We start from the raw sequence: 12,614 nt of genomic DNA on the forward strand, positions 1-12,614 counted from the left end.
CGTGGATCAGGCCATAAGGTGCTTGCCTCCATCGTATCTCCACACTTCCTCCATCGAAACCCCATCATCGCCGCGCAGACTGCGCGCTTCATGACCTATCCGCCGCGCCTGCGGCATTGTGCACAGCAATGAGAACCTTCAGGACCCCGGCCGCGTTGATCGCGGTCCTCGCCTTGGCCATGACGGCCTGTTCCTCGCCCGAAGCCAGCCCCGAACCCGCACCGCGCGTGAGTGTGGTCACCGTCGGCCCACAGGTCGTGCAGCGCGACGATGAGCTGCCGGGCCGCGTGACGGCCGTGCGTACCGCACAGATCCGTGCGCAGGTCGGCGGCATCGTGCAGCGTCGCCTGTTCGAGCAGGGGGCCGAAGTCACCGCCGGGCAGGCGTTGTTCCAGATCGATCCGGCGGCCTTCCGTGCGGACGTCGATTCGGCGCTGGCGGCCCTGCAGCGCAGCGAGGCGGCGCTTGCCCGCAGCCGTGTGCAGTCGCAGCGGCTGCACGCCCTGGCGGCGGCGCAGGCCGTCAGCCAGCAGCATCGCGACGACGCCAGCGCCGAGTACGAGCAGGCGCGCGCCGCGGTGAATGAAGCCCGGGCGATTCTTGCCCGCCGCCAGCTGGACCTGCGCTATGCGACGGTCAGCGCGCCGATCAGCGGACGCATCGATCAGGCATGGGTGACCGAGGGAGCGCTTGTCGGCGTGGCCGATGCCGAGCCGATGGCGGTGGTGCAGCAGATCGACCAGGTCTACGTGGATGTTCGCCAGCCTGCGTCCCAGCTGGAGTCGCTGCAGCGCAGCGCCGCGAGCGGTGGACAGTCGTCGGTGGCGATCATCGGCCCGGCGGGCCGGCCGTTGTCGGAACGTGGCGAGCTGCTGTTCTCCGGCATCAGCGTCGATGCGCGTACGGGCGACGTGATGCTGCGCATCCTGGTGAACAACCCGCAGCGCCAGCTGCTGCCCGGAATGTACGTACGGGCAAGAGTGCCGCGCGGTGCTCCGTCCAGTGCGCTGGTTCTGCCGCAGCAGGCCGTACTGCGCAGTGCCGGTGGTCAGGCCTACGCCTGGGTGGTCGGCAGTGACGGCAAGGCGGTGATCCGCACGCTGGAGATCGATGGCAGCGTGGATCGGCAGTGGCTGGTCCGGCATGGCCTGAAGGCGGGCGAGAAGGTGGTCGTCGAAGGCCAGGAGCGCCTGCAGGAGGGCGTGGTGGTCCAGATGCACGACTGGTCACGGCCCGTCGCCATTGCCGGGGCTGCACCGTCAGGTCGTCAGGGCTGAGTCCGCCAGGACCCGGCCGATCCAGGAAAATCCAACATGGCACGTTTCTTCATCGATCGCCCGGTGTTCGCCTGGGTGCTGGCGATCTTCATCATCCTTGCCGGTGTCCTGGCGATTCCGCGGTTGGCCGTGGAGCGTTACCCGGCAGTCGCTCCGCCCAGTGTCAGCATCTATGCGAGCTATCCAGGCGCAAGCCCGCAGACATTGAACGATGCGGTAGTCGCGCTGATCGAGCGCGAACTGTCCAGCGTCAAGCACCTGCTGTACTTCGAATCGTCGGTGGATACCTCCGGGGAGGCGTCGATCACGGCGACCTTCCAGCCGGGAACCAACCCCGAACTGGCCCAGGTCGATGTGCAGAACCGGATCAAGGCGATCGAGCCGCGGTTGCCGCGCAGCGTGCGCCAGAACGGGCTGTACGTGGAGGCGGCCGATTCCGGTTTCCTGATGCTGGTCGGCCTGCGTTCGCCGGATGCCAGCGTCAGCGAGGCCGCGCTGGGTGACTTCATGGCGCGCAACATCATCGAGGAACTGCGCCGCATCGACGGTGTCGGTCGCGTGCAGCTGTTCGGCGCGGAGCAGGCGATGCGCGTCTGGCTCGATCCCACGCGGCTGACCGGGTACGGCCTGACCATCGGTGACGTTGCCAGCGCCATCGAGCAGCAGAACCTGGAGATCGCACCGGGTCGCATCGGCGACTCCCCCGGTCTGCCCGGCCAGCGCCTGACCGTGCCGCTGACCGCCGATGGCCAGCTGTCCACGCCCGCGCAGTTCGCTTCGATCGTGCTGCGTGCGCGGGCGGATGGCTCGCGGGTACTGCTGGGTGACGTCGCCCGGGTCGAACTGGGGGCGCAGAGCTACGCCTGGGGTACCCGAGAGGATGGTCAGCCTGCGACGGCGGCGGGCGTCCAGCTGCGGCCCGGAGCGAACGCCGTACGCACTGCGGCAGCGGTGCGCGAAAGGATGGCCGAGCTGGCGCCGCTGCTGCCGCGTGGTGTCGAGGCGAGCATTCCGTTTGATACCGCACCCTTCGTCAGCATCTCGATCCGCAAAGTAGTGCAGACACTGCTGGAGGCCATGCTGCTGGTGTTCGCGGTGATGTACCTGTTCCTGCAGAACTGGCGCTATACGCTGATACCTGCCGTGGTCGCGCCGATTGCGCTGCTGGGTACGTTCGCGGCGATGCTGGCGCTGGGGTTCTCGATCAACGTCCTCACCATGTTCGGCATGGTGCTGGCGATCGGCATCATCGTCGATGATGCGATCGTGGTGGTCGAAGGCGTGGAACGGATCATGGCCGAGGAGGGGTTGCCACCCCGCGAGGCGACGATCAAGGCAATGCGCGAACTGACCGGCGCGGTAATCGGCATCACCCTGGTACTGACCGCGGTGTTCATTCCGATGGCGTTCGCCAGTGGTTCGGTAGGCGCGATCTACCGTCAGTTCACCGTCGCGATGTCGGTATCGATCCTGTTCTCCGCACTGCTGGCGCTCAGCCTCACGCCTGCACTGTGCGCCACGCTGCTGCGCGGAAGTACACGCGGGCATCATGGTCGCAGTGGCCTGTTCGGCGCCTTCAACCGCGGCTTCGAGCGGATGACCGGCCGCTACCAGCGTGGCGTGGCCGCTGTGCTGCAGCGAAGCGGGCGCATGATGGGGGTGTTCGTCGCACTGGTGGCAGCGCTTCTGCTGGGCCTGAACGGGTTGCCCGGGGCATTCCTGCCGGAGGAGGACCAGGGGTACTTCATGACCTCGATCCAGCTGCCGGCCGAGGCGACCACCGAGCGCACGCTTGCCGTCGTTGAAGCGTACGAACGTCACGTGGCCTCGCGCCCCGGCGTTGCATCCAACCAGTCGATCCTCGGGTACAGCTTCTCCGGCTCGGGGCCGAGTGCTGCACTGGCCTACACGATGCTGAAGGATTGGGGGGAGCGTGCCGGTGCGACGGCTGCCGGCGAGGTGGAGGCGGTACGGAAGGCGATGTCGACGCTGGTCGAGGGCGAAGTCATGAGCGTGATGCCGCCGGCCATCGACAGCCTCGGCCGCTCGTCAGGCTTCTCGCTGGCGCTGCAGGCGCGGACCGGGCAGACCCAGGCCGAGCTGCGCGCTGCCCTCCAGCAGCTGCTGCAGCTGGCCCAGGCCAGCACACTGCTGTCCGATGTGCATGCCGATGGAATGCCCGCAGGTACCAGCGTCCGGCTTGACATCGATCGCGCCAAGGCCGAGGCGATGGGCGTGGCGTTCAGCGAGATCAGCGGAACGCTGTCGGCGGCAATGGGCTCGCAATACGTCAACGACTTTCCGAACAAGGGACGGCTGCAGCAGGTCATCGTCCAGGCCGATGCGCCGTACCGGATGGAGCTGGGCGACGTGCTCAAGCTGTATGTCCGCAACAGCGAAGGGGGCATGGTGGCGCTGTCGGAGCTGGTCGATCCGCAGTGGACGGAAGCGCCCCTGCAGCTGCAGCGCTATCTCGGCTTCCCGGCATTGAATCTGTCCGGCGCGCCCGCGTCGGGCGTTTCCACCGGGCAGGCGATGGACGAGATGGAGCGCCTGGCCCGGCAGCTGCCGGCGGGCTTCGCACTGCAGTGGACCAGTCAGTCGCTGCAGGAGCGCGAGTCCGGCGCGCAGGCCCCGTGGTTGCTGCTGCTGTCGATGCTGGTGGTGTTCCTGGTCCTGGCGGCGCTGTACGAGAGCTGGTCCATACCAATGGCGGTGATGCTGGTGGTGCCGCTGGGCCTGCTGGGAGCCGTAGCGGCGGTGCTGCTGCGGGGCATGCCCAACGACGTTTTCTTCAAGGTCGGCATGATCACGGTGATCGGCCTGTCGGCGAAGAACGCGATCCTGATCGTCGAGTTCGCGCGACAGCTGCAGCAGCAGGGACGCGGGCTGGTGGAAGCGGCCGTGGAGGCAGCGCGCCTGCGCCTGCGGCCCATCGTGATGACGTCGCTGGCGTTCGCGCTCGGCGTGGTGCCTTTGATGGTGGCGCAGGGTGCCTCGAAGGAAACACAGCAGGCAATCGGTACCGGTGTGTTCGGTGGCATGGTCAGCGCGACCGTGCTCGCGGTGTTCTTCGTGCCGGTGTTCTATGTGGTGGTGCAGGGGGTGCGGCAACGGATCGCGCGGCGCCTGCGCAGGCGCCGGCCACTGCCGGAAGGATCTGTGGATGGGAACGGATAACGGTCAAACGCTGCACGACGTACAGCTGAAGGCGCTGGAACGGCGCCTGTGCCAGGCCCTGATCGAGGGTGATCGGCAGGCACTGTCGCTGCTGTTGTCGCCGGCGATGTTCATGATGGATGGCGATGGCGGGCGTCTGTTTGATCTGCCCTGGCTGGATGACTGGTTGGGCGGGCACCTGCAGGTGCGGGCGCTGCATCTGCAGGCGGTGGACACCCTGCTGTGCGGTCGGCTGGCGCTGCTGTCCAGCCCGGTGCAGATGGTGGTCGTCCGGCACGGGCAGGAGCAGGCATTGCGGCTGCGTCTGTTGCGGGTCTGGGCCTGTAGTTCCGGCGGGGAGGGCGCGCAGTTGCTGTCGATGACGGTGCTCGCGGCGTGAACGCGATCACATCGGTTTCAGCGTCGGCTCATCGCCGGATGATAGGGTGGTTTTTTCTGTACGGTCGACAAGGAGTCGAGTCATGCGTGTAGTTTCCAGTCTGTCGACGGCTTCGCTGGCCCTGGTGCTGGCGGCCTGCCAGCCCTCGACGCCGCCTGCCGCAGCAGGGGGCACGGCTGACCCGGCGCCGCCGGAGCCGCAGCCGCTGTCCACGAACTCGACCGCCAGCCAGACGGCCTATCAGTGTGGCGATCTGGCCGTGCGGGCGACGTTCAACGGCGAGGACGCAGCCACCGTGGTGATCGGGGATCGCACGTTCGCCATGACCTCCGAGCGTGCTGCTTCGGGGGCGAAGTACGGCGACGGGCAGGGCAACAGTTTCTGGACGAAGGGCCACGATGACGGGCTGCTCAGCCTGAAGGGTGAAGTGGACCGCGAGTGCCGCGCGGTGGAGGCTACGGAAGGCGACGGCCGTGCCGGTGCTGCCGCGTTCAGGGCGACCGGCAACGAACCGGGGTGGCTGGCGGTGGTCGACGGTGACACGCCGGGCCTGCAGGTGCAGGTCGATTATGGCCAGCGGCACTTCGACGTGGGCGCGCCCAACCAGGGGGCGGACGGGTGGAGTGGCAAGGCTGCGGACGGTACCGACATCAAGCTCACCTTCCAGCGCACGACGTGCACGGACGACATGAGCGGCGAGCCGTTCGAGGCGAAGGCGATGCTGACCGTCGGCACGCGCCAGTACCATGGGTGTGGCAATTTCGGCGCCAGGCAGCCGTAAGTTGGTCGGCAGAGCCGAGCGGGGCTCGGCTCTGCCAGGCGCGTGCGGTCAGCTCAGTCCGCGCGGCCTGCGAACTCGCCGGTGGCAGTGTTCACCAGCACGCGTTCGCCATTGACGATGTACTCCGGGACCATGATCTCGATACCGGTATTGAGCTTGGCCGGCTTGGGACGCTTGGTGGCGGTGCCGCCCTTCAGTTCCGGCGGGGTCTCGATCACTTCCAGCACCACCGAGGCCGGCAACTGGATGGCCACCGGCTGCTCGTCGATCACCTGCACGTAGATGCCGGTCAGGCCATCGGTGATGTAGCCGGCGTCGTCGCCGATGACGTCCGCATCCAGGGTGTAGGGGGTGTAGTCCTCGTCATCGAGGAAGACGAACGCATCGCCATCCTTGTACGAATAGGTGGACTGGCGGCGCAGCAGTTCGACCTCGACCAGATTGTCGTCGGCATCGAAGCTGGCATCGAGCTTGTTGCCGCCCGGCACGCTGTACATGATGAAGCGGAAGCGGACGTTGCCACCCCGGCCCTGCGGGGAGCTGCGCTCGATGTCGCGGATCTGGTAGACGCCGTTGTTGTACTCGACGACGTTGCCCTTCTTGATGTCGTTGGCTTTCATGGTGATCTGGGTCGTTGGGGGTGGACGCCGTCCCGGCGCCCGGGGGAATCACTTCGGAGCGAGGCGGGTAGCGCCGTCCAGGCGGATGGTCTCGCCATTGAGGTAGGTGTTGCCGAGGATGAAGCCGACCAGGCTGGCGAAATCCTCCGGCTTGCCGAGTCGCGACGGGAACGGGATCGAGGCGGCAAGCGACTGCTGTACGGCTTCGGGCATGCCATCGACCATCGGTGTCCAGAACACGCCCGGGGCGATGGTGTTGACGCGGATGCCGAAGCGCGAGAGCTCGCGGGCCATCGGCAGCGTCATCGACACCACACCGCCCTTGCTGGCGGCGTACGCGGCCTGGCCGATCTGACCCTCATAGGCGGCGATGCTGGCGGTGTTGATGATGACACCGCGTTCGCCATCGGCGCCGGCCTCGTTGTGCTGCATGCGGTTGGCGGCGGCCTTGGCCACGTTGAAGCTGCCGATCAGGTTGACCATCACCGTGCCCTGGAAGCCGGCCAGCGGCATCGGGCCTTCCTTGCCGAGCACACGGCCCGCGCCGAGGATGCCGGCGCAGTTCATCGCCACGTTGAGCCCGCCGAGGAAATCGTGGGCCTGGTCGATGGCCGCCGCCACGGCAGCTTCATCACTGACGTTGACGTTGAAATAGCGGGCGTTGTCGGCACCCAGCGCGGCGACGGCGGCGCTGCCTTTGTCGTCGTTGAGGTCGAACAGGGCCACCTTGCCGCCTTGGGCGACGAGGTGCTCGGCCACGGCCAGGCCAAGGCCGGAAACGCCGCCGGTGATCACGGCACGTACGGAAGACAGCTGCATTGCACGGTCCTGCAGGTTCGAGAACCGCCGATTCTAACGGAAGCCACGACCGCTGCCGTTGTGCACCGCGCCGCCCGGAGCCCGGGCGACGCGCCCTGATGGATCAGACGGCCGCGAGCGCCTGGCCGGTGCGGCTGGCGGTCGCACGCCCGAGCAGGCCGGCCAGCCAACGACCGGTTTCCGCCAGCGCCGGCAGGTCCACCCCGCTGTCCAGGCCAAGGCCCTGCAGCAGATAGACCACGTCCTCGCTGGCGACGTTGCCGCTGGCTCCTTTCGCGTAAGGGCAGCCGCCCGCGCCGGAGACGGCGCTGTCGACCACGCGCACGCCTTCTTCCAGGCAGGTAGCGATGTTGGCAATGGCCTGCCCGTAGGTGTCATGGAAGTGCACGGCCAGCGCGCTCATCGGGATCTCCGCGGCGACTGCCTGCAGCATCGCCCGTGCCTTGCGCGGCGTGCCGACGCCGATCGTGTCGCCCAGCGAGATCTCATAGCAGCCCATCTGGTGCAGGGCGCGCGCCACCCGCACCACATCGGCCAGGGGGACCTCGCCCTGGTAGGGACACCCCAGCACGGTGGAGACATAGCCGCGCACCCGTACGCCATCGGCGGCGGCGCGGCGCAGGATCGGCTCGAAGCGGGCCAGCGACTCGTCGATGCCGGCGTTGGTGTTGGTGCGGTTGAACGCCTCGGAGGCGGCCGTGAACACCGCCACTTCCTCCACGCCGACCGCGAGCGCCCGCTCGTAGCCCTGTTCATTCGGTACCAGCACTGGATAGTGGATGCCGGGCCGGCGCTGGATGCCGGCATAGACCTCAGCGGCATCCGCCAGCTGCGGCACCCACTTCGGGCTGACGAAACTGGTCGCTTCGATGCTGCGCAGGCCGGTGGCCGACAGGCGGTTGATCAGCTCGATCTTGTCGGCCGTAGAGACCGGTTGCTTTTCGTTCTGCAGGCCGTCCCGCGGGCCGACCTCGACGATGCGCACGTAGTCGCTCATGCCTCCGTCTCCGCAGCGCGGCGCTGGCAGACCGCCTCGATGTTGTTGCCGTCCGGGTCGAGCACGAAGGCGGCGTAGTAGTTCGGGTGATACCAGGGACGCACGCCGGGAGCGCCATTGTCGCGTCCTCCGGCGGCCAGGGCGGCGGCATGGAACGCGTCCACCTGCGCGCGGCCGGTACAGGCGAAGGCGACGTGCACGCCATGGCTGACGCTGCCGCCATTGCCGATCCAGAAGAACGGCTTGCCATCGCGGCCGAAGCCGACCTGGTCATGGGTGCCGGTCTGCTCCGCGGTGACTTCCATCACCACGCCGATCTGCAGTGGGGCCAGTGCCTGGCTGAAGAACGCCCTGCTGCGCGCCAGGTCGGCGCTGGTCAAACCAAGATGATCGAGCATGTTCAGGCCTCCGTGACCCAATGGGGGGCGCGCTTGTCGAGGAAGGCGCCCAGGCCTTCCTGACCCTCGGCCGAGACCCGCAGGCGCGCGATCAGGGCGGCATTGTCGCGGTCGAGCGCATCGCGGTCATGGCTGTCACGGACCTGCCGGACCAGGCGCTTGGCCGACGCTGAGGCGATCGGGCCGGCCTTGTCGAGCAGGGCCAGCTGGCGCTGCACCGCCTCGTCCAGCCGCTCCGGTTCCACCAGCTGGTGCACCAGGCCGATGCGCAGGGCGGTGTCGGCGTCGAAGTGCTCGCCGGTCGCGAACCAGCGGCGGGCCTGACGCGGCCCGATCGCCTCGATCACGTACGGCGAGATCACGGCCGGCAGCAGGCCAAGGCGGCTTTCGGTCAGGCCGAACCGGGCGCTGGTGCTGGCGATGGCGATGTCGCAGCAGGCGACCAGGCCGACACCCCCGCCGAAGGCGGCACCGTGGACCCGGGCCAGGGTCGGCTTGGGCAGTTCGTCCAGGGTGCGCATCAGGCGCGCCAGGGCCAGCGAATCCTCGCGGTTGTCAGCCTCGCTGGCGGCGGCCATGCCCCGCATCCACTGCAGATCGGCACCGGCCGAGAAGGATGCGCCGTGGCCGGCCACCACCACCGCGCGCACCGCGTCTTCCCGCCCGGCCGCCTCCAGCGCGGCGGTCAGCCGGGCGATCAGGCCGGCATCGAAGGCGTTGTGCAGCTCCGGCCGGTTCAGCCAGAGGGTGAGGACGGCGCCACTGCGCTCGATCTGCAAAGCATCGTTCATGGGATTCCAGGGTCACTCCATACCTGTATGGATCATAGCGGGCCATTGGTCATGGGCCATGACGCGACGCGGGAATGTTAGAATCGAGAACCATTTACATCCAGCAGAGAACAGGCTAGATGACGCTGTCCGAACTGCCCCTGCATACCTCGGCCGTGGTCGACTCCGTGCAGGACCTGCATGCCAACGATGCCATTGCCCGCCGCCTGCGCGAGCTGGGCTTCGTCAAGGGCGAGGAGGTCCGCCTGGTGGCCAAGGGCCCACTGGGGGGAGAGCCGTTGCTGGTGCAGGTCGGGTTCACCCGTTTCGCACTGCGTATCAGTGAAGCCAAGCGCGTCGTGATCGACGCTGCCAGCCAGGAAAGACGTGCATGACCGCATCCGCCACTGCCGCCCCCCTGCGCATCGCGCTGGTCGGTAACCCGAACAGCGGCAAGACCGCCCTGTTCAACCAGCTGACCGGCAGCCGGCAGAAGGTCGCCAATTACACCGGCGTGACCGTCGAGCGCAAGGAAGGACGCCTGCGCGCACCCTCCGGCCGCGAGTTCGCCGTGCTTGACCTGCCGGGTGCGTACAGCCTGCACCCGGCAAGCCTGGACGAGGCGATCACCCGCGACCTGTGCCGCGGCTTCTATCCGGGCGAGGCCGCGCCGGACGTGCTGCTTTGCGTGATCGATGCCACCAACCTGCGCCTGCACCTGCGCTTCGCACTGGAACTGCGCGAGTTGGGCAAACCGATGGTGGTGGCGCTGAACATGGTGGATGCGGCCGAGCGCCGTGGCATCCAGCTGGACGTGGCAGCGCTGGAGCGCGAGCTGGGCGTGCCGGTGGTCGAGACCGTGGCGGTACGCAAGCAGGGCGCGCGTGCGCTGGTCGAGCGCCTGGACCGCATGGTGCCGCACCTGGATGCGCCGGTGCCGCCGGCCGAGGACGGCATCGACTACCACGCCCGGGTACGCGACATCCTGGCGGTGGCCGTGCGCATGCCGGCACGCACCGCGAAGATCGACGACACGCTTGACCGCTGGCTGCTGCACCCGGTGTTCGGACTGGTGACGCTGGTCGTGGTGATGTTCCTGATCTTCCAGGCGGTGTTCGCCTGGGCGACCCCCCTGATGGATGGCATCGAGGCCGGCTTCGGCTGGCTGGGCGAGGTGGTCGGTGGCGCGCTGCCGGAGGGGCCGCTGACCAGCCTGCTGACCGACGGCATCATCGCCGGCCTGGGAGGCGTGGTGGTGTTCCTGCCGCAGATCCTGATCCTGTTCGCGTTCATCCTCGCGCTGGAAGAGTCCGGCTACCTGCCACGTGCAGCGTTCCTGCTCGATCGGCTGATGGCCGCGGCCGGCCTGTCGGGGCGTTCGTTCATCCCGCTGCTGTCCAGCTTCGCCTGCGCGGTGCCGGGCATCATGGCCACCCGCAGCATCCAGGATCCACGCGACCGGCTGGCGACGATCCTGGTGGCGCCGCTGATGACCTGTTCGGCCCGCCTGCCGGTGTATGCCCTGCTGATCGCCGCCTTCATTCCCGATGGCAAGGTCGGCATCTTCAACCAGCAGGGCCTGGTGCTGTTCGGACTGTACGTGGCCGGCATCCTCAGCGCGCTGGCGATGTCGTGGGTCATGAAGAAGTGGCGCCGCGACAAGAGCGAGCATCCGCTGATGCTGGAGCTGCCCTCGTACCGGATTCCGCATCCGCGTGATCTGGCAGTCGGCCTGTATGAGCGTGGCATGATCTTCCTGCGGCGCGTGGGCGGCATCATCCTGGCGTTGACCGTGCTGCTGTGGTTCCTGCTGTCGTTCCCCGGTGCGCCCGCCGACGCTACGCTGCCGGCCATCGATTACAGCTACGCCGGCCGCATCGGCCATGCGATGACCGCGGTTTTCGCCCCGCTGGGTTTCAACTGGCAGATCTGCATCGCACTGATTCCGGGCCTGGCCGCGCGTGAAGTGGCGGTTTCCTCGCTGGCGACGGTGTACGCGCTGTCCGCGGCCGACGACGATGCGGCGATCTCGGCGCTCACGCCGGTGGTGGCCGATGGCTGGTCGCTGGCCACGGGCCTGTCGCTGCTGGTGTGGTTCATCTATGCGCCGATGTGCATCTCCACACTGGCCACCATCAAGCGTGAGACCAACTCGTGGAAGAAGATGGGTTTCGCGGCGTTCTACCTGTTCGCAGCGGCCTACGTTGCAGCGCTGATCACCTACCAGGTGACCGCGGCGCTGGGAGGCGGCTGATGGACGCAGGACTGCTGCTCCAGTACCTGCTCGTTGCGCTGGCCGTGCTGGTCAGCGCGTGGGTCGTACTGAAAAAGCAGTTCCCCGGCACCGTGCGCAGAATGCGCGGTGCCTTGGCACTGGCGCTGCTCAAGCCCGGCCGCGCCGGCTGGCTGCAGGCGCTGGGCCGCAGGATCGCGCCCCCTGTCAGTGGCGGCGGCGGTGCCTGTGGTGGCTGCGACAGCTGCGGGCCGACGCCGCCGAAGCAGCACTGACGATGGCGGGAGAGAGCGGGGGCTGCTGCGCTCGCCGAAGCCTCAATCCCGCACCAGCCCACCGTCCACCACCAGATTCTGGCCGGTGACCGCGCGCGCCCAGGGGCTGGCGAAGAACAGCGCGGCGTCGGCGAACTCGGCCGGCGTGGTCACGCTGCGCAGTGGCGTGTTGGCGGCGATGTAATCGAACACCGACTGCGGTGTCGCGGCGCTGGCATCGGTGCTGCGCAGCAGGCCGCCGGACAGCATGTTGACGGTGATGCCCTGCGGCCCCAGGTCGCCGGCCAGGGTGCGGGTCAGCGAAAGCAGGGCGGCTTTGGCGGCCGTGTAGTCGTGATAGGGCACCACCGGGTTCTGGAACAGATTGGTGCCGATGTTGATGATGCGGCCGAAACCGCGCGCCTGCATGCCGGGCAGGGCGGCCTGCACGGTGTTGAGCGCGCCGCGCACGCTGCCTTCGAACTGCGCCTGGAACGCCGGCCAGCCAATGTCGGCGGCGCCGTCGCGCGCATCACCATTGAAGGAGAAATCGGCCAATGCGTTGTTGACCACGGTGGTCACGCCCTGGCCGAAATGCGCCAGCGCCTGCTGCAGGAGTGCCTCGATCTGGCCCCGGTCGGTGACGTCGGCGCGGAGCGCGAGTGCCTGCCCGCCCAGCTCCACCGCCAATGCACGTGCGGCCGCCTCGCTGCGGTGGTAGTTGATGATGACCCGGGCACCCTGCGCGGCGAATGCGCGGGCGATATGCTGGCCAAGGCCGCGGCCAGCGCCGGTGACCAGTACCAGCTGTTCGCTGATCTGCATGGGAAATGCGGTCCATTGCATGAAGAGTCCTGCAGCGTAGCAGCGATGATGCTTGCCGGACCGGGCATGCTGCCGCTAGCC

The 12,614-nt window shown here is 68.0% G+C and carries 13 protein-coding genes; 7 read left to right on the top strand and 6 right to left on the bottom strand.

Annotated features, from left to right (window positions below):
* Positions 1-128: 128 nt before the first annotated feature.
* The 4 genes from IMX13_RS10700 to IMX13_RS10715 all read left to right on the top strand — a co-directional run bounded on the left by IMX13_RS10700 (position 129) and on the right by IMX13_RS10715 (position 5,617).
* Positions 129-1,277 (top strand): efflux RND transporter periplasmic adaptor subunit, encoded by a 1,149-nt coding sequence (locus IMX13_RS10700; RefSeq protein WP_065175598.1) that lies wholly within the window; start codon positions 129-131, stop codon positions 1,275-1,277.
* A 36-nt stretch (positions 1,278-1,313) separates the two neighbouring features.
* Complete coding sequence (locus IMX13_RS10705) at positions 1,314-4,457, top strand: multidrug efflux RND transporter permease subunit (RefSeq protein WP_193396333.1); 3,144 nt, start codon at positions 1,314-1,316, stop codon at positions 4,455-4,457.
* Positions 4,444-4,836, top strand: coding sequence for a nuclear transport factor 2 family protein (locus IMX13_RS10710; protein ID WP_193396334.1), 393 nt, complete (start codon positions 4,444-4,446; stop codon positions 4,834-4,836). Before IMX13_RS10705 ends, IMX13_RS10710 begins: the two co-directional genes overlap by 14 nt.
* Before the next feature lie 82 nt (positions 4,837-4,918).
* Positions 4,919-5,617: an MliC family protein gene (locus tag IMX13_RS10715; RefSeq protein WP_193396335.1), complete on the top strand. Its 699-nt coding sequence runs from the start codon at positions 4,919-4,921 to the stop codon at positions 5,615-5,617.
* Between the two features lie 53 nt (positions 5,618-5,670).
* Here IMX13_RS10715 and yeiP read toward each other — a convergent pair whose 3' ends face one another.
* The 5 genes from yeiP to IMX13_RS10740 form a co-directional block, all read right to left on the bottom strand.
* Entirely contained in the window at positions 5,671-6,237 is a 567-nt protein-coding gene (yeiP, locus tag IMX13_RS10720) for an elongation factor P-like protein YeiP (RefSeq protein ID WP_005409468.1), read from the bottom strand.
* Between the two features lie 48 nt (positions 6,238-6,285).
* A complete protein-coding gene (locus IMX13_RS10725) occupies positions 6,286-7,056 on the bottom strand; it encodes an SDR family oxidoreductase (RefSeq protein WP_193396336.1) in 771 nt (256 codons plus the stop codon).
* A 103-nt stretch (positions 7,057-7,159) separates the two neighbouring features.
* Positions 7,160-8,053 carry a hydroxymethylglutaryl-CoA lyase gene (locus IMX13_RS10730; RefSeq protein ID WP_053519511.1) on the bottom strand — a complete coding sequence of 298 codons (894 nt, stop codon included), beginning with the start codon at positions 8,051-8,053 and terminating at the stop codon, positions 7,160-7,162.
* The gene (locus tag IMX13_RS10735) at positions 8,050-8,451 is read right to left on the bottom strand and encodes a VOC family protein (RefSeq protein ID WP_193396337.1); all 402 of its coding nucleotides are present in this window, start codon (positions 8,449-8,451) and stop codon (positions 8,050-8,052) included. Before IMX13_RS10735 ends, IMX13_RS10730 begins: the two co-directional genes overlap by 4 nt.
* Positions 8,452-8,453: 2 nt before the next feature.
* On the bottom strand, positions 8,454-9,242 hold the full coding sequence (locus tag IMX13_RS10740) for an enoyl-CoA hydratase/isomerase family protein (protein ID WP_053519513.1): 789 nt from the start codon (positions 9,240-9,242) through the stop codon (positions 8,454-8,456).
* Between the two features lie 119 nt (positions 9,243-9,361).
* Between IMX13_RS10740 and IMX13_RS10745 the strand changes: the two genes are divergently transcribed.
* From IMX13_RS10745 to IMX13_RS10755, 3 genes are read left to right on the top strand one after another with little or no spacing between them, the layout of a single operon-like run.
* Complete coding sequence (locus IMX13_RS10745; protein WP_053519514.1) at positions 9,362-9,616, top strand: FeoA family protein; 255 nt, start codon at positions 9,362-9,364, stop codon at positions 9,614-9,616.
* Complete coding sequence (gene feoB / locus IMX13_RS10750) at positions 9,613-11,475, top strand: ferrous iron transport protein B (protein WP_193396338.1); 1,863 nt, start codon at positions 9,613-9,615, stop codon at positions 11,473-11,475. Before IMX13_RS10745 ends, feoB begins: the two co-directional genes overlap by 4 nt.
* A complete protein-coding gene (locus IMX13_RS10755) occupies positions 11,475-11,729 on the top strand; it encodes a DUF6587 family protein (RefSeq protein ID WP_065175605.1) in 255 nt (84 codons plus the stop codon). Before feoB ends, IMX13_RS10755 begins: the two co-directional genes overlap by 1 nt.
* Before the next feature lie 42 nt (positions 11,730-11,771).
* Here IMX13_RS10755 and IMX13_RS10760 read toward each other — a convergent pair whose 3' ends face one another.
* Positions 11,772-12,533: a 3-oxoacyl-ACP reductase gene (locus IMX13_RS10760; protein ID WP_193396339.1), complete on the bottom strand. Its 762-nt coding sequence runs from the start codon at positions 12,531-12,533 to the stop codon at positions 11,772-11,774.
* Between the last annotated feature and the right edge of the window lie 81 nt (positions 12,534-12,614).

This window comes from Stenotrophomonas sp. B2 (assembly GCF_014947095.1).
GTDB classification, from domain to species: domain Bacteria; phylum Pseudomonadota; class Gammaproteobacteria; order Xanthomonadales; family Xanthomonadaceae; genus Stenotrophomonas; species Stenotrophomonas maltophilia_P.